At 47.6% G+C, this 17,147-nt stretch carries 19 protein-coding genes; 6 read left to right on the top strand and 13 right to left on the bottom strand.

Translation table 11 applies throughout. The annotated features are described in order from the left end of the window. Positions 1-33: 33 nt before the first annotated feature. The 8 genes from rseP to rpsB all read right to left on the bottom strand — a co-directional run bounded on the left by rseP (position 34) and on the right by rpsB (position 7,583). The gene (gene rseP, locus L1285_RS15905; RefSeq protein ID WP_235413158.1) at positions 34-1,386 is read right to left on the bottom strand and encodes a sigma E protease regulator RseP; all 1,353 of its coding nucleotides are present in this window, start codon (positions 1,384-1,386) and stop codon (positions 34-36) included. 8 nt (positions 1,387-1,394) lie between these two features. After that, on the bottom strand, positions 1,395-2,582 hold the full coding sequence (gene ispC / locus L1285_RS15900) for a 1-deoxy-D-xylulose-5-phosphate reductoisomerase (RefSeq protein WP_235413157.1): 1,188 nt from the start codon (positions 2,580-2,582) through the stop codon (positions 1,395-1,397). After that, on the bottom strand, positions 2,579-3,445 hold the full coding sequence (locus tag L1285_RS15895) for a phosphatidate cytidylyltransferase (RefSeq protein WP_235413156.1): 867 nt from the start codon (positions 3,443-3,445) through the stop codon (positions 2,579-2,581). The genes ispC and L1285_RS15895 overlap by 4 nt, the downstream gene beginning before the upstream one ends. Before the next feature lie 11 nt (positions 3,446-3,456). Next, positions 3,457-4,230 (bottom strand): isoprenyl transferase, encoded by a 774-nt coding sequence (locus L1285_RS15890; RefSeq protein WP_046003870.1) that lies wholly within the window; start codon positions 4,228-4,230, stop codon positions 3,457-3,459. A gap of 77 nt (positions 4,231-4,307) precedes the next feature. Further along, complete coding sequence (gene frr / locus L1285_RS15885; protein WP_235413155.1) at positions 4,308-4,865, bottom strand: ribosome recycling factor; 558 nt, start codon at positions 4,863-4,865, stop codon at positions 4,308-4,310. Positions 4,866-4,949: 84 nt separating this feature from the next. Continuing rightward, entirely contained in the window at positions 4,950-5,690 is a 741-nt protein-coding gene (gene pyrH, locus L1285_RS15880; RefSeq protein ID WP_010385750.1) for a UMP kinase, read from the bottom strand. A gap of 150 nt (positions 5,691-5,840) precedes the next feature. Further along, entirely contained in the window at positions 5,841-6,692 is an 852-nt protein-coding gene (gene tsf, locus L1285_RS15875; protein ID WP_235413154.1) for a translation elongation factor Ts, read from the bottom strand. Positions 6,693-6,854: 162 nt separating this feature from the next. After that, a complete protein-coding gene (gene rpsB, locus L1285_RS15870; RefSeq protein ID WP_046003872.1) occupies positions 6,855-7,583 on the bottom strand; it encodes a 30S ribosomal protein S2 in 729 nt (242 codons plus the stop codon). A gap of 316 nt (positions 7,584-7,899) precedes the next feature. On the opposite strand from rpsB, the gene map reads away from it, so the two are divergent. The 3 genes from map (at position 7,900) to dapD (ending at position 12,311) form a co-directional block, all read left to right on the top strand. Continuing rightward, positions 7,900-8,691 carry a type I methionyl aminopeptidase gene (gene map / locus L1285_RS15865; RefSeq protein ID WP_046003873.1) on the top strand — a complete coding sequence of 264 codons (792 nt, stop codon included), beginning with the start codon at positions 7,900-7,902 and terminating at the stop codon, positions 8,689-8,691. Between the two features lie 162 nt (positions 8,692-8,853). Beyond that, positions 8,854-11,472, top strand: coding sequence for a [protein-PII] uridylyltransferase (gene glnD, locus L1285_RS15860; RefSeq protein ID WP_235413153.1), 2,619 nt, complete (start codon positions 8,854-8,856; stop codon positions 11,470-11,472). 11 nt (positions 11,473-11,483) lie between these two features. Beyond that, positions 11,484-12,311, top strand: coding sequence for a 2,3,4,5-tetrahydropyridine-2,6-dicarboxylate N-succinyltransferase (gene dapD / locus L1285_RS15855; RefSeq protein WP_046003875.1), 828 nt, complete (start codon positions 11,484-11,486; stop codon positions 12,309-12,311). 37 nt (positions 12,312-12,348) lie between these two features. On the opposite strand, the gene L1285_RS15850 is transcribed toward dapD, so the two are convergent. Further along, positions 12,349-12,789, bottom strand: coding sequence for a hypothetical protein (locus tag L1285_RS15850; RefSeq protein WP_235413152.1), 441 nt, complete (start codon positions 12,787-12,789; stop codon positions 12,349-12,351). Between the two features lie 137 nt (positions 12,790-12,926). On the opposite strand from L1285_RS15850, the gene L1285_RS15845 reads away from it, so the two are divergent. Beyond that, positions 12,927-13,103 (top strand): hypothetical protein, encoded by a 177-nt coding sequence (locus L1285_RS15845; protein ID WP_235413151.1) that lies wholly within the window; start codon positions 12,927-12,929, stop codon positions 13,101-13,103. Positions 13,104-13,372: 269 nt separating this feature from the next. Here L1285_RS15845 and L1285_RS15840 read toward each other — a convergent pair whose 3' ends face one another. Continuing rightward, a complete protein-coding gene (locus tag L1285_RS15840; RefSeq protein WP_082078842.1) occupies positions 13,373-13,672 on the bottom strand; it encodes a helix-turn-helix domain-containing protein in 300 nt (99 codons plus the stop codon). Positions 13,673-13,891: 219 nt separating this feature from the next. Between L1285_RS15840 and L1285_RS15835 the strand changes: the two genes are divergently transcribed. Then, positions 13,892-14,344 carry a helix-turn-helix transcriptional regulator gene (locus L1285_RS15835; protein WP_235413150.1) on the top strand — a complete coding sequence of 151 codons (453 nt, stop codon included), beginning with the start codon at positions 13,892-13,894 and terminating at the stop codon, positions 14,342-14,344. An 82-nt stretch (positions 14,345-14,426) separates the two neighbouring features. Here the strand turns inward: L1285_RS15835 and L1285_RS15830 are convergent, their stop codons facing one another. Continuing rightward, the gene (locus L1285_RS15830) at positions 14,427-15,125 is read right to left on the bottom strand and encodes an FMN-dependent NADH-azoreductase (protein WP_235413149.1); all 699 of its coding nucleotides are present in this window, start codon (positions 15,123-15,125) and stop codon (positions 14,427-14,429) included. A gap of 125 nt (positions 15,126-15,250) precedes the next feature. On the opposite strand from L1285_RS15830, the gene L1285_RS15825 reads away from it, so the two are divergent. Further along, positions 15,251-16,102: a LysR family transcriptional regulator gene (locus tag L1285_RS15825; protein ID WP_235413148.1), complete on the top strand. Its 852-nt coding sequence runs from the start codon at positions 15,251-15,253 to the stop codon at positions 16,100-16,102. Between the two features lie 160 nt (positions 16,103-16,262). Here L1285_RS15825 and L1285_RS15820 read toward each other — a convergent pair whose 3' ends face one another. Next, positions 16,263-16,586 (bottom strand): hypothetical protein, encoded by a 324-nt coding sequence (locus L1285_RS15820; protein ID WP_235413147.1) that lies wholly within the window; start codon positions 16,584-16,586, stop codon positions 16,263-16,265. A 2-nt stretch (positions 16,587-16,588) separates the two neighbouring features. Next, on the bottom strand, positions 16,589-17,143 hold the full coding sequence (locus L1285_RS15815; RefSeq protein WP_235413146.1) for a hypothetical protein: 555 nt from the start codon (positions 17,141-17,143) through the stop codon (positions 16,589-16,591). Positions 17,144-17,147: the final 4 nt, after the last annotated feature.

Genomic DNA, 17,147 nt, shown 5'->3' with positions numbered 1-17,147 from the left:
CAGTGCGCCTCAATTGCTATCGCACCTTGCGGCCTAAAGCCTCGATACATCGTTAAGTAGTGCAAAACAAGTTAGCGCCAGGAGCACAACTGCACCCACCTTGTAGCCTAACTCTTGTGTCTTTTCAGAGACCGGTTTTTTGCGAATAAGTTCAATAAAGTAATACATTAAGTGCCCGCCATCTAAGACCGGCAGGGGTAAAAGGTTAAAAACCCCCAGGTTGACGCTGATTAAAGCCAAAAAGCCTAAAAATGCGACAAACCCGTAACTGACACTATTTCCGGCCCCAACGGCAATACCAACCGGCCCACTGAGATTTTTGACCGATACCTGACCGGTCAATAAATTACCAATCATCTCAAAACTGAGCGCCGTTAAGTCGTAGGTCTTTTTAATGCCCAGCACGATACTATCGAACACCCCGTATTGTCTAGTTTCAATATACCCTTCTGGCCAGGGCTCAAGCACCGGTACCACGCCCAGATAGCCGATAAGAATGCCGTTATTATCTTCACGGCCCTGAGGCGTCGGGTAAAGATCAACCTCTTCGCCCGCTCTTTGCACCACTAAATGACTGCGTTGTTGCGCTGAGGTTTGTACCAGCTGAACGAATTGCTCCCAGGAGTGCAGTGCTTCATTGTTATAACGCAGCAGCTTGTCGCCGTTGGCCAACCCAGCCTCTTCAGCGGCAGAGCCTTTAGCGACCTGCGCAATTTCCAGTTTAAGGTCCGGACGGTAGGGTTGAACGCCAACCGAGGTCAACGGCGGGACGTCCTGCTCGTCCAGTCGCCACTGTCGAGTGTCGAGCTGGCGCAGTGCCAGTTGCCCTTTGCTGTCTTGTACTTTGAGTATGATTTCAGATTCACCCAGGCCGCTCATCAGCGCAAAGGTGACCTCCTGCCAGGACTGCACAAGCTGCTCATCAACACTGATAATGTGATCGCCCGGCTGCACCTGCGCCTGAGCAGCGATGCTGTTTTCGGCTACACCGCCGACGATCGGCTTGGCATTTTGCACCCCAACCATGTACATCACCGCGAGCACCAAAATAGCGAATAAGAAGTTAGCAAGGGGTCCGGCTGCTGCAATGGCGATTCTGGACAGTACAGGCTTGTTGTTAAACGAGAGGTGTTGCTCTGAAGCGGGTACGCCGTCGACACGTTCATCTAACATGCGAACATACCCACCCAGCGGAATGGCGGCAATGACGTATTCAGTGCCCAGCTTGTCATACCAACGGAACAGGGGTTTACCAAACCCGATGGAAAAACGCAGCACTTTAACGCCGGCTTTTCTGGCAACCCAAAAATGGCCATATTCATGTACGGCCACCAAGATCCCCAGCGCGACGATGAAAGAACCCAGGTTCCAGAAAAATTCCAACATAATGACTCCTACTTAGTGATCAGTTCCCTGGCCAGTCTGCGGGCTTGCGCATCCTGTGCCATAATCGCGTCCACAGAGTGTAAAGGCTCCAGGTGGCAACGTTCAAGCACTTCGGCGTTTATGCGGTAAATGTCGCAAAAACCGATTTGCTCGTTTAAAAAGGCCGCGACCGCAATTTCGTTTGCCGCATTCAATGTGGTTGTTGCAGATTGACCACTACGGCAGGCATCAATTGCCAGCTTTAAGTTGGGATAACGGTTGAAATCAGGCTTGGTAAAGGTGAAGTCAACAATATCGGCAAAGTCGAGCGGCCTTACGCCCGCTTCAATGCGCTCAGGGTAAGCCAGACCATAGGCAATGGGTGTGCGCATATCGGGTTGGCCCATTTGCGCTATCACCGAACCATCGATGTACTGCACCATAGAATGGATCATACTTTGCGGATGGATGACCACGTCTATGTCGTCGGCCTGGCAATGAAACAGCCACTTTGCTTCGACAAATTCCAACCCTTTGTTCATCATGGTGGCAGAATCCACCGAAATTTTCTGGCCCATCGACCAGTTAGGGTGTGCGACAGCCTCAGCCACTGTCACATCCGCCAGCGTATCAATATCGCGGTTTAAAAAGGGTCCACCGGAGCCGGTTAGCAGGATTTTACGTATCCCTTGTGCATCAAGGGCCGTGCTAGTGCCCTTTTGCAAAGCATCAGGTAAACACTGAAAGATGGCATTGTGTTCGCTGTCTATGGGCAGCAAAGTGGCACCGTGGCGCTTTACTTTATCCATAAATAGCTGACCTGACATGACCAGAGATTCTTTATTAGCAAGCAAGACCTTTTTGCCCTGCTCGACCGCCGCCAATGTTGGCAACAATCCCGCTGCACCGACAATGGCCGACATCACAATGTCGACGTCGGGGTGAGCCGCCATATCACACATGGCCTGAGTGCCGCTGAGCACTTCAGTCTGTTGGCTGTTGAGTGCTTCGCTTACTTCTTTGGCAGCGTCCTCAGCTCCCATAACAACATAACGAGGCTGGTGCTTTAGCGCCTGCTCAACAACCCGCGCCACGTTGCGCCCGGCAACCAGCGCAAAAACCTGATATCGCGTTTGATTTCGCTTAACAACGTCCAGCGTTGATGTACCAATAGAGCCTGTAGACCCTAAAATAACCAGGTTTTGTTTGTCACTCATAAGGTTACCGTCCAGGCGTACAGCAGAGCAAAAATCGGCGCGGCAGCCGTTAAGCTGTCGATACGGTCGAGAATGCCGCCATGTCCTGGCAGGCATTTACCGGAATCTTTTAAACCGGCTTCGCGCTTGAACATGCTTTCGAGCAGATCGCCAATCGCAGAAAATAAGGCAATCACAACAGTCAGCCCGGCATACAGGAGCCACTGGTGCTGATCCACATCGCTGCAATAACAAAAGATGACCACAAACACGACAGACGTCAGTAAACCGCCAATCAAGCCTTCAATGGTTTTATTGGGGCTAACATTGGGCATTAATTTGTGTTTGCCAAAATTCTTACCAGCAAAGTACGCGCCGATGTCTGCACTCCAGACAATACCCAGCACCACCATGATTAACACTGAGCCATATTGCTCTGCCTGATGATACTCTGCACTGCGCAGCACATTGAGTGCCAGCCAAAGTGGAATAAGCGTGAGAAATCCGGCGATAGTACGCATGATCATTCCGTCGTTCCAAGCTCTGGCCATACGCGGGTAATTCATAACCAGGATGGTTGCAACCAGCCACCAGGCGGCGGCCAGTGTAAAGACATAATTTGCATCAGCGACCAGGCGGCCCTGGTGCCATAACTCAGTGATCGGCCAGTGCATGTGCAGACCAGCCAGAACGGCGGCCATCATGGCAACGTACACGCCTTTGTGCACGCGGTCAGTCAAACCAATAAATGCGGCCCATTCCCAGGCGCCCAGTAAGATAATGCCGCCTGCGATCACGCTAAACAGATTCAGCGGTGTAAAAAACACCAATAGTAAAGCCAGTGGCGCCAGCACCACCGACGTCATAACACGTTGTTTTAACAAATTTTATACCTTCAACTTGTTGTTTTGCGCTCGGCGAGTAATTGTTTTATTTGTTCGCCGGTACAACCGAAACGTCGTTCTCTGGACACATAACAGGCCAGCGCCTCTGAAAACGCTTCTTCATTAAAATCGGGCCATAATGTTTCGGTAAAGTAGAGCTCAGCATACGCTGCCTGCCACAGTAGGAAATTACTAATGCGGTAATCTCCACCGGTACGGATCAATAGATCAAGCGGGCTTTGATCCGCCATGGTTAGCTGCGATGAAATCGCTTCTTCAGTAATGTCGCTCGCCGCAATGGCGCCATCAGCCACCTGTTCAGCCAGAGACTGGGCTGCCTGCATGATGTCCCAGCGACCGCCATAATTGGCCGCGATGTTCAACCTTAGCCCCGAGTTATGCTCGGTCAATTGTTCTGCATCGGCAACTTTTTGCTGTAACCCGGCAGGAAAACGCGAGATGTCACCAATGATTGTCAGCTTCACATTATTCTTGTGGAGCTTTTTAACTTCTTTACTCAATACAAACAGGAATAACTCCATCAAAGTGCTGACTTCGTCCTCAGGACGACGCCAGTTTTCACTACTGAAAGCGAACAACGTCAATGACTCTATCCCTAGCTTAGAGCAAAACTGCACAGCACTGCGAACTGAATCTACCCCTTTTTTATGTCCGTATGCGCGGGGACGCTTGCGCGCCTGGGCCCAGCGGCCATTTCCATCCATAATGATAGCGACATGTTTGGGCAGAGATTGCTGTGAAATTGCGTCAGCGGTTAAAATCATAATGCCTATTTAAGTAAAAAAAAACGCCGTCTAGTATACCTTAGACGGCGCTGCAAACCTAATAAATTTGTGGTTGCTTAGATTTCCATCAGCTCGGCTTCTTTAGCGCTCAGCTGAGTGTCCATCTCTTTGATAAACTTATCAGTTAGCTTCTGGATCTCGTCTTCTGCCTGACGTGCTTCGTCCTCAGAAATCTCTTTATCCTTCAGCAGTGATTTTACGTCACCGTTGGCGTCACGACGAATGTTACGAACCGCAACACGGCCGCTTTCAACTTCGCCACGTACGATCTTGATAAGGTCTTTACGACGCTCTTCCGTTAGCGGAGGAAGTGGTACACGGATAACCGTGCCCGCAGACATTGGGTTAAGGCCCAAATCAGATGCCATGATGGCCTTTTCTACCGCTTGTGCCAGAGACTTGTCGAATACGCTGATTGCCAGAGTACGAGAGTCTTCTACAGTCACGTTAGCAACCTGGTTCAGAGGCGTATCAGCACCGTAGTAAGATACTGAAATACCGTCAAGTAATGCCGGGTGTGCACGGCCAGTACGGATTTTAGACAGCTGGCTTGCCAGCGCAGCTACACTTTTTGTCATGCGCTCTTGCGCATCTTTTTTAATATCATCAATCACAGTGCTATCCTATTCTTTACTGTATTAATCGGACTCAGCTGGCGAGTTTAATTACTGTTTTGCCAAGGCTGTTAGCCTAGGCCCTTACTCCGCAGCTGGTTGTGTACTGATTAAAGTGCCTTCTTCTTCACCCATGATAACACGCTTTAGCGCGCCTGGTTTGTTCATGTTGAATACGCTCAAAGGCATGTTGTGGTCACGAGCCAGGGTAAATGCCGCCAGGTCCATAACCTTTAATTCTCTTTCAATCACTTCATTGTACGTCAGGTGACGGTGTAATTCTGCATCTGGATTTTTCACCGGATCATCACTAAATACGCCATCTACTTTAGTGGCCTTGATCACCGTATCGGCTTCAATTTCAATACCGCGCAGACACGCTGCTGAATCTGTGGTGAAGAACGGATTACCAGTACCTGCTGAGAAGATCACAACGCGACCTGATTTCAGCAAGCTAATTGCTTCTGCCCAGTTGTATGCATCACATACGCCATTGAGTGGAATGGCAGACATCAGGCGGGCATTCACAAACGCTCTGTGCAGTGCATCACGCATCGCCAGACCATTCATCACAGTTGCCAGCATCCCCATGTGGTCACCCACTACGCGGTTCATACCGGCTTCGGCCAAAGAGCCGCCACGTAAGAAGTTACCGCCGCCGATAACCAAACCCACTTCTACGTCGAGTTCTACAAGTTCTTTTATTTCTTGGGCCATACGATCCAATACTTTAGGATCGATTCCAAAGCCTTCATCTCCCATCAAAGCTTCGCCGCTAAGTTTAAGAAGAACGCGTCTAAAAACAGGTTTTCGATTGATAGTCATAATTTCCGGGCCAAATTAAAAGTGAGATACAAAATAACCGCGCTTATGAAAGACATAAATGCGCGGTTATTTTAGAGAATTTTGTGCAGTGACGCAAAAGCAAATCTCATCTCGAGGGGGCTTTTGCATCACTTAATCACCTAAGCGTGATTATTCGCCTTTCGCAGCTGCGATTTGAGCAGCAACTTCAGCAGCGAAGTCTTCTTCTTTCTTCTCGATACCTTCACCAACTTCAAGGCGAATGAATGAAGAAACAGAAGCACCTTTCTCTTTCAGGTACTCGCCAACAGACTTCTTAGGCTCCATGATGAAAGCTTGACCAGTAAGAGAGATCTCACCAGTGAACTTCTTCATGCGGCCAACAACCATTTTCTCAGCGATTTCAGCAGGCTTGCCTTCGTTCATAGCGATTTCAACCTGAACCGCTTTTTCTTTCTCTACAACCTCAGCAGGTACGTCTTCTGGGTTTAGATAGTCAGGCTTAGAAGCAGCAACGTGCATTGCAACGTGCTTCAGAGTCTCTTCGTCAGCATCACCAGTTACAACAACACCGATACGGTCGCCGTGACGGTATGCAGAGATGTTTGCGCCGTCGATGTACTCAACGCGACGAACGTTGATGTTTTCACCGATTTTAGCAACTAGTGCAACACGCGTTTCTTCGAACTTAGCTTTCAAAGTTTCGATGTCTGTCTTAGCTTCAGCAGCAGCGTCAAGAACAGTGTTAGCGAAACCCAGGAAGTTTTCGTCTTTAGCAACGAAGTCAGTTTGACAGTTAACTTCAAGAAGTGCAGCGAAACCTTCACCTTGCTTGATCAGGATTGTACCTTCAGCAGCAATGTTACCAGCTTTTTTAGCAGCTTTAGCAGCACCGCTCTTACGCATGTTCTCGATCGCCAGATCGATGTCACCGTTAGTTTCAGTCAGTGCTTTTTTACAATCCATCATGCCAGCGCCAGTACGCTCGCGAAGTTCTTTAACTAGGGCAGCAGTTACAGCCATTAGAATATCCTCAATTCTGAATTCGGTTTTTTGATAAGCGAATTACCGCTTGTAAAGAATATCAAGTCTTCACAAAAATAAGATGAAGACTTGATGACAGCTTAGTGCGTTACAACCGGCCACCCGCATACCTGTGTTGCCAGTGGCACGGTTTGTAATCTATTACTCAGCTTCTACGAAGTCGTCGCTTTCAGCTTGAGCAACGATGTTGCTTTCACGACCTTCAGTGATAGCTGTTGCAACAGCACCAGTGTAAAGCTGGATAGCGCGGATCGCGTCATCGTTACCTGGGATGATGTAGTCAACGCCGTCTGGGTTAGAGTTAGTATCAACAACAGATACTACTGGAATGCCCAGGTTGTTTGCTTCACGGATAGCGATGTGCTCATGGTCAGCATCGATGATGAAGATAGCGTCTGGAAGACCGCCCATATCTTTGATACCACCAAGGCTCTTCTCAAGCTTTTCCATTTCACGAGTTTTCATCAAAGCTTCTTTTTTAGTCAGCTTCTCGAAAGTACCGTCTTGGCTTTGAGCTTCAAGGTCTTTAAGACGCTTGATTGACTGACGAACTGTTTTCCAGTTAGTCAGCATACCACCTAACCAACGGTGATTTACGTAGAACTGCTCGCTTTGAATCGCTGCTTCTTTAACTGCTTCGCTTGCAGCGCGCTTAGTACCTACGAAAAGGATTTTACCTTTGTTAGATGCAACGTTCGAAAGGAACTTAAGTGCATCGTTGAACATAGGAACAGTCTTTTCCAGGTTGATGATATGTACACGGTTACGAGCGCCGAAGATGAAAGGCTTCATCTTAGGGTTCCAGTAACGAGCCTGGTGACCGAAGTGAACACCAGCTTGAAGCATATCGCGCATTGAAACGTTTGCCATTTGTATTTTCCTCTAATTTAGTTAGGGTTAGGCCTCCACATATCCCATAACACCAACAAGTTCGAAAATTCGGTTACCCGATAATTTGTTCCGAGCTTGCACCCAAGTGTATGTGTCGATATGTGTGTGTGTTAAAATTAAATTTCGTGTTGTCTTCGTTACAAACAACCTAAGAGCCAAATCGCCCTGAAAGATTTATTTGTAAAAAGACGGCGCGCTTTATACCATATAAAAGAAATTAACTCAACGTTTGGGCTAAAAATCGTTCATAAACTAGCCTGGCGTTGTTGCGTCGAAACTATGACTTGGAGTCTCAATGAGTGCAGTGATCAAAACCCCTGAAGAAATCGAAAAAATGCGTGTTGCCGGTAAGTTAGCCGCTGAAGTATTAGAAATGATTGAACCTTATGTCAAACCAGGGGTGACAACTGATGAGCTGAATACCATTTGTCATAATTATATTGTGGATGTGCAGCAAGCTGTGCCGGCACCACTTAACTATCATGGTTTCCCTAAGTCTATTTGTACCTCAGTGAACCACGTAATTTGCCACGGTATTCCTAACGACAAACCGCTTAAAGAAGGTGACATCGTCAACATTGACGTGACAGTGATCAAAGACGGTTACCATGGCGATACTTCTAAAATGTTCTTTGTAGGTACGCCCAGTATTCAGGGTAAGCGTCTGAGTGAAGTGACGCAGGAAGCCCTGTATATCGGTATCCGCATGGTGAAACCGGGCGTACGCATTGGCGACATTGGCGCTGCGATTCAAAAATATGCCGAGGGCTTTAACTACTCTATCGTGCGCGAATATTGCGGCCACGGCATTGGCGCCGAATTCCACGAAGAGCCGCAAATTGTCCATTATGGCAAGCCGGGTACAGGTGAGGCCCTGCAAGCGGGCATGTGTCTGACCATTGAACCTATGGTCAATGCCGGTAAACGTCATTGTAAGCTGCTCAAAGACGACTGGACTGTAGTAACAAAAGATCGCAGCCTTTCAGCCCAGTGGGAACACACTCTGCTGGTGACTGAAAACGGCGTAGAAGTGCTGACGCTGCGCAGCGACGATACCATTGAACGAGTGATTGAGCACACAGCTTAACCCGCACTCTGTGACGCCACCAGCCGGTGGCGTTTTGCTTTACCGACTTGTATGCTGGCTTTTCATCCAGTTAACCCCTCTCCCTCTATCACTTTCTCGCATTTTTTTGCCACTTAGTGTAAAACTGAGCTGTGAGTTTTGCGCGCAATATAGGGAGCCCAGGTGGCATTACCAAACAAAGTAAAAACGCTTCTCGACGAAGCGCAAACCTTGAATGACTATAAAGACTGCCAGGCGTATTTTTATAAATGGTTGAATAATCAGTTTTCCAAACAACCCGTCAGACAATTGATCAACGCCCGAGCCGAGTTTATTGATAGGCTGCTGATCAAGCTCTATAACGAAACCGGACTGGCGCAGTTCCCGGATCTGGCGCTGATTGGTGTGGGAGGCTATGGCCGTGGCGAGTTGCACCCGTATTCAGACATCGACTTCCTGCTGCTGTGTAAGCAAGAGCCCGGCGCAGAACTAACCGGCTCGCTGGAGTCATTTATGACTTTGCTGTGGGATCTGAACCTGGATATTGGCCACAGTGTGAGAACCCATGAGCAGGTGCTGGAACAAAAACGTGAAGACGTACACTTTACCACCAGCCTGCTGGAAAGCCGCTTAATCTGCGGTAATCACGTAGAGTTCGAACGACTGAAAAGCCATATTGTCGAAACTCCTATCTGGCAATCCGATGAGTTCTTTATCGCCAAGGTTAAAGAGCAGCGTCTGCGACGCAAAAAGTGCCACGGTACCGCTTATAATCTTGAGCCAAATATCAAAGAGAACCCCGGAGGCCTGCGCGACCTTCAGACCATCTTCTGGGTGGCAAAAAAACACTTTCACGCCGAAACGCTGGAAGAGCTTATCAGCCACGGTTATCTGACTCATGAAGAATATCAGGAACTGCTGGAGTGCCTGGAAAACCTCTGGAACATCCGCTTTGCACTGCATCTGGCCGCCGGACGCAGCGAAAACCGCTTGTTGTTTGACTACCAGCCTCATGCAGCGGAATTATTAGGGTTTGGCTCCGAAGGTAAAGCCTCAGTTGAGCGTATGATGAAACGCCTGTTCCGGATCATGAGCCGGGTACGGGAAATGAATCAAATGCTGCTGTCCTATTTTGAGCAGAGCATTTTACCAGATCAAAGCGAACAGACCGTAGTGCCACTCGATAACCACTTTGAGCGCGTTGGCAAAAGAATTCGGGTCAAAAACCCTTCTGTATTTTTTCGTCGGGAAAACCTGATCTTATTGTTCGAGCATATTGCCGACAACCCTGAGATCACCGATATCGATCCCAGCACCATACGTACCGTACGCCAGGTAAGACGCCGTTTGCTTGGCGACTTGCAGGATTATGCTGCCTGTCGTGACGCACTGATGCGTCTGCTCAAACACCCTAACGGTATGGGCCGCGCATTTACTCTTATGCACAAGCACGGGATCATTGCCGCCTATCTGCCACAGTGGCGTAACATCTTTGGCCAGATGCAGTTCGACTTGTTCCACGCCTATACCGTGGACGAGCACACCCATAAGCTGATCAACAACATTTATCGCTACTTCAGCCACGATCATCAGAGTGAGTTTCCGCTGTGTTCTGAAATTGTCACCCGCATGGATAAGCCCGAGTTACTCTATTTGGCTGGGATTTTCCATGATATTGCCAAAGGCCGTGGTGGCGACCATTCAGAGCTGGGAGCGGTGGATGCAGCGGCGTTTGCACGTATGCATGGTTTTTCCTCGTCCGATAGCAAACTGGTCGCGTGGCTGGTTGAAAACCACCTGCTAATGTCGGTCACAGCGCAGCGTAAGGACATCAATGATCCGGATGTGATCAACGAATTTGCTTCTCGCATCAAAAACGAACGCCAGCTTGATTACCTATATTGTCTGACAGTGGCGGATATTCGTGCCACCAATGACAATCTCTGGAATGACTGGAAAAACACCCTGCTGCGGGAGCTGTATTTACATACGCAGCGCGCACTGCGGCTGGGGCTTGAAAACCCCATGGACATGCGAGACCAAATTCGCGATAAAAAGCAACAGGCCAAGCAGCGGCTGATAAACAAAGACTACCGCGAAGATCTGATTGATATGATCTGGGCGCGCTTTAAGGCCAACTATTTTACTGCCTTTAGCGAGCAGCAAATTTCCTGGCATACCGAATACCTGCTTGGTCGTGATGATTTGAGTCAGCCTTGTGTGGTGGTTTCTGAACAACCGATGCACGGCGGCACTCAGGTATTTGTCTATGCGCCATACGAGTCCACTCTGTTTGCCAAACTGGTGGCGGTGATAGGCTCTAAAAAAGCCCAGATCCAGCATGCTCAGGTGCTGACCACCAAAGATGGCTATGTGGTCTTTAGCTTTGTCATTTTGGAAGTCGATGGCCGCCCTATCAGTGGCAGCCGGGCCAAAGCCCTGCGCCGCAGCCTGGAAGTGATCCTGACCGATCCGAAAAAGAAAATTCGGCTTAAAAAGAACCGCTCGCAGCGCTTTAAAGACTTTAATATTAAACCTAAGGTCGTGGTCCGCCCCCACGCCCGTAATGACCGCAACCTGATAGAGATCCAGGCAGTGGATATTCCCGGTTTGTTGACTAAAATAGCCGAGGTATTTCAATTGCATTCACTGCATATTCACGCCGCACGTATTACCACAGTGGGCGAACGTGCGGAGGATTTCTTTGTGGTTTCGGACAAAGATTATCAACGTCTCAGTGAAGATGCTAAAGCATCGTTACACCGTTCACTGATGAAAAAACTCAATGCAGAATCTGAATAAATGAGGACACTATGTCGGATTTAAAAACCATAATTGAACAGGCCTGGGAGCAACGCGACACTATCACACCAAGTGATGTGTCACCTCAGGTTAAAAATGCCATCATTGATGCGCTGGCTATGCTGGATTCGGGTGCTGCCCGTGTTGCTGAAAAAATCAGCGGCGAGTGGGTTGTACACCAGTGGCTGAAAAAGGCGGTTCTGCTGTCGTTTCGTATTCGCGATAATCAACCGCTACATGATGGCGTTAACCAGTTTTACGATAAAGTGCCGCTTAAGTTCAGCGACTATACGCCTGAGCAGTTTCAGCAAGGCGGCATGCGTGTAGTGCCTAATGCCGTGGCGCGTCAGGGCAGCTTTGTTGGCAAAAACGTGGTCCTGATGCCCTCTTATGTGAATATTGGCGCCTATGTTGACGAAGGCACTATGGTTGATACCTGGGCCACCGTTGGCTCTTGTGCGCAGATCGGCAAAAATGTGCACCTGTCAGGCGGTGTGGGCATTGGCGGTGTGCTGGAGCCACTGCAGGCCAATCCTACCATCATTGAAGACAACTGCTTCATCGGCGCCCGCTCCGAGATTGTTGAGGGCGTGATTGTCGAAGAAGGCGCTGTCATTTCTATGGGCGTCTATATTTCACAAAGTACCCGTATTTATGACCGTGAAACCGGCGAGATCCACTACGGTCGAGTACCGGCTGGCGCTGTGGTCGTCCCGGGCTCTTTACCAAGCAAAGATGGTACACACAGCCTGTATGCGGCCATTATCGTGAAAAAAGTGGATCAGCAGACACGCGAAAAAGTCGGTATTAACGCCCTGCTTCGCTCAGTGCAGGATTAATACGCATCCCGGGCTTTGTTACAAGCCCGGGGATCAACTATGCTGTGATATTCAGCCCCTCGCTGGCCTCTGACGGCATATAGCTTTGCCCATGTAGTGCCCTAACAACCGCCAGCCTTTCCTTCAAAAAATCCACCTGACCCACATCCCCAATGCTCTCGCTAAACTCGATGGACTGCTTAATCTGCCCAATATAGTCTGTTTTTACATCGCCCATTTGGGCCTGCTGACCATCCAGATGCACCCGGCCACCGGGTAAAACCATAGGAACAGCCAAGTCGGCAACACCCGAACGTACCAGCGCATTGTATTGATTAGGAGAAATACTGTTCATATCAATCGTCTGCTCTGCCTGACCGCCCGACGAGGTTTTGACAGCGTCAGTTTGCTGATAAGCCGACACCTGAGATTTGCCGGCCGTGTTGTATTTATTTGTGTTTGTGACGGCAAAGTTTTGCCCCATTCCTTGAATATTCATAGTACACCTTTGTACTTTTGTTAAACACACTTACACTGGGCATATTTTGAACCACAATGAAGCTAAATTCTAAAATACTGAGCATCAATATTTTATACCAATTTCACTTAATACCTGTTCAATTTGATGGAGCAAATATGACGTTAACTGTGTTAAAAATTTCTCATTTAGAACAACTAAATAGCAAAATTTTTGCCTTGTTATCGAACATATTTTCTCGCCTCAAAATAGAACACTTAATTAAGCAAATTGGTATTAGAAGAAGAAAAAGTATTGGAATGGTCATCACAAGCCCTCAATTTCAAAAAGTTTAAACGTATCTTGCTAAGCTATGGCTTGTTTATCCGCAAGCATTGAATACAACAACGCGGGGTTACCAATAACAGAGCCTCACTTTTGAAACATCATACTTTGATAACTGATGAGAAAAGAAATGGAGGTGCCTGCACTTGTAGAGGCGCTCAGTCAGTGAAATTAGACGAACAAAAAAGGAAAAGCGGGCACGAGCGTGCCCAGACAACACGATATGTTAGCTTAGGGGATCACCCGGCAGTATGCCCTGCCAGTGATTGAGTTAAGCGCTTCAGGCAGACTGAGGTTCGTCGATTAAATCGCTTTGGGCCCCTTGCTCCAGCAAACTCAAAAAGTTTGGCTGGCCAAAAATCATCATAATATCCAGCAATTGACAAGCCGATAAGTCAGACTTACCGCATTCCCAGTTCGAGATAGTTGCTTGATCAACGGGTGTAACAAGCTTTTTGCCTAACTCAGCCTGAGTTAAGTTCATTTCTCTGCGCAGGCGACGGATCGCAGTTTGAATTTGCTTCCTGGCTGCTATGGTGTGTGCTTTACGCACAGATTCATTTCTTTTAACAGTAGTCATAACATATCCGCTTATTATCAAATCACAGTGTCTTACAAACCTACAGCCTTGTGTCTAAAGCTAATCGATCTATAAGCCCCTAAACACAGGTCTGAATTTGTACTTAGCTGGCATCTATGCCAAAAAAGTGCTTAATTTTTCGACCCGGTTAGACATTTGACTTAGAGTCATGTAGTCTGAACGGGTCAGGTGGATAAATAATTAACCGGATTGGGTCATATGTCAAATACTTTTGCTACAAGATTAAAACAGTTACGTATCAACTTGGGGTATTCTCAGGTTGGCTTTTCAGAAATACTGGATATTCCCACTGCGTCTTACCGAAAGTATGAAAAAGATGTAAGAGAACCCACCTTGTCTGTGATCAGTAAATTCTTTTTGCATCCGGCAACCAAAGATAATGCGCTGTGGCTACTCACCGGAGAGCATCCACAGCAAAGCGCTACACCCCAAGCCACGACTGAGCCACCTATGGCTTACCACTCTGACATGGAACAAAGCCTGATAGGCAGTATTGCCAGCTCTCTTGAGTTTATTGCGCATATGAAATGGTTCACACCGGGCTCACAGGCAGGTTATCAGGATTATGGACATATCATCCTGCGCGACCTGAAACCGCTTCTGCAGCGAGGCTCAGATGCTAGCGTGTATGAAGGCAAAAAACGCGCTTAACTTAATGGATTATTGCAAAATCAAAAGTAACCCAAAGCGACCACTTTTGATTATTTTGTCTCTACAGATTGGTCACCGTGTCCTAAACGGTTAGACTATTTCCCTTTTCCTCTTTCTTGTCGCCCGCCAGTTCCTGAGCCAATATTTGTGCGCGCTGATACGCCTGTTTAAGCGATGCCTGATGTCTGCTGTCGGCAAACTCCTGATATTCACTCACTATCTCATACATGGCTTCCACGCCCAGATAACGGCTCAGTGTGCGCAAATGTGGCATGAGGTGATTACTCTTAGCCCTGACCTGAGACGCATCAAAACCAAACTCACCGCATGAGGCTATTGCAATCAGCGTCTTTCCCGACAACAAGGGCTGCAAAGGGAAATCTCCGCGAGCGAGATCAAAGTCGAAGGTTTTATTAACCCGGATCACCTGATCAAACCAGGCTTTAAGCTGCGCCGGCATACCATAGTTATACATAGGTGTTGAAATCACAATAATATCGGCAACGACCAGTTCATTGATCAAAGTATCGGATAAGGCCAGCAGCTGCTTTTGCGCCTCAGTGCGCTTGTGTTCGGCAGTGAACACCGCCCCAATCCAGTCCTGAGTGATAAATGAGGGCGGATTTATGCCAACATCACGATAAATGTACTCATCTATAACGCCTGTTTGTCGCCAGCTTTCTATGAACGTATGCGCAATGTTTTTAGAAATTGAATTATGCGACGGATTGCTGTTACTAATCGCCCTGACACTAGAATCTATATGTAATATTGTACTCATGCTGATTACCTTATTGATTAATGAACCACACTAGTGTGCGTTTCAGGACTCTGTTAAACAAACGATACTTTTACACCTATAGATGAGTTAAAATCATCTATCTCACTATTGACTGAGTCTTTACTATGCCCTTATCTGTTTCATTACAGGCACTCAGAGCGTTCGAAGCGGCGGCACGTCATAGCAGCTTTAAACGCGCAGCAGAGGAGCTAGCCTTAACACCAACGGCTATTTCTCACCATATCAGCAAACTTGAAGACCGTCTTAATGTTTGCCTGTTTGAACGTCGACCCAGGCAAGTACGGCTCACAGATACAGGGCAACAATTGGCCAAGGCAACGACTGAAGGATTTGCCAAAATTGAGCGCGCGCTGGCTGATATTCAACAATTAAATGAAGTAGTGCAGATAAGTACCACCTCCTCATTTGCCGCTCAGGTTTTGCTACCCGCACAGCACACCTTTTCGGCCACTTACCCGGATGTTTCAATTCAGATTTTGAGTGGTGAGCAGGCAAACAGCCATCCCTACTCTATTCCTGTACGTCTGGGCAATATCCAGGATGTGGCTATTGAGGACAGGCTCAACGTGGAACAATACAATGTATTTACAGGCGCGGACATGACGGCTTTACAAACCCCGTCAACTCGCCCTGTGCTTTACACAACACGCTGGAAAAACCCTGCGCTGTGTAAACCACCACTAGAGACCTGGTTGGCCAGTAACGCGCTAAACAGAGACAACTTTGTGATCAGAGAGTTTGATCAGGAATTATTTGGGATCCAGCAAGCAGTGGCACAAAACGCGTTGGTGTTTTGTTCAGAACTACTGGTGCGGGGTATGTGCTCAAGTGGCCTGCTTCAGCCTGTAAGGGGCAATAGTGTTACCTCTGAGCTTTGTTATTACATTCCCAATAAAGCGGGCTTCAGGACGCCCAATGCGATGAAATTTATTGCCTGGCTAGAAGGGCTCATGTAATGCCAGTTTTACTTAATACCCGTTAATTTGAAGGAGCAAGTTGGTATAACGCATAAAGCACCTGCTGAGGATAACGACGAATACGAATACCTGTATTGATACAAGCTTTACTAAACGGTGTGCAAACAGGCCTTGCCTGAGGGCCTGCAAGTAATAGACGCTACTTAACCACCTTCAGGTTTACAGGGTTTTGTTCCACTGATTGATTATTCTCGGCTCTGAACTCTTCAACGCGGTCATAAATGTCTTTCACGCCGTAATACTGCTCGAGATTTTTCTCAGCCGCCAGTAAATCCCCAAACTCCATCACAATTTCATAGGCTTCAGTGTACTTGTCTTCGACTTCTTCTTCGTCTTTGGTCGCTATGATAAGCGCCTTAAGACGTTTTTCGAAATACGTGAGCTTAGTCCCTTTTACCAGCATGGCCAGGACAAAAATAAGGGCCATTACTATAAACGTACCACCGATAAAGATTAGTTGCATAATCAGATCGCTCCTTTGGTAAGTCTTGATTCCATTAACTTATAAAACGGATACTTAGATAGCGCAATAAACGTGCAGATGTTGAAACTCACTACGAATGGTCCATACACTTCATACAATATATGAATATCCAAATAACCACGTAAAACTAGCTGCGAAAAGTTTAGGCACATCAACATAAATGATATGTAAGCCACGAGGCGTGATGTGGCAGAGAAACTACAACCGCGGATGACATGCAGCAAATATAAAACTGTAATGAAAGACACACCAGTACATACCAGCGCAAAATAATACACCTGGCGCATTTGTACCAGCTCAAGAGGAAGGTTGAGAATGTATGCGCCCAGGTTCGCACTCACTGGGTAAAACACCAGAACGGCTAGAGCGGAAAGAAAGCATGAATGCAGCTCATGGTCTTCTTGCTTTTTCAGAGTGCTTTTGCCACCGAAAAACAATCCAAAGCGATGCTTCTTGAAACTATACAGCAGGAAAAAAACAATAAACAATTCCAATGCTACTATGATCCACGAAGTGACTAAGTAAAACTCATTCATGCTC

Origin of the sequence: Pseudoalteromonas sp. DL2-H2.2, from assembly GCF_021532535.1 — a bacterium.
GTDB classification, from domain to species: Bacteria; Pseudomonadota; Gammaproteobacteria; order Enterobacterales; family Alteromonadaceae; genus Pseudoalteromonas; species Pseudoalteromonas rubra_A.
The sequence above is the reverse complement of the archived record's forward strand: the minus strand, read 5'-3'. Positions and strand labels throughout refer to the sequence as shown.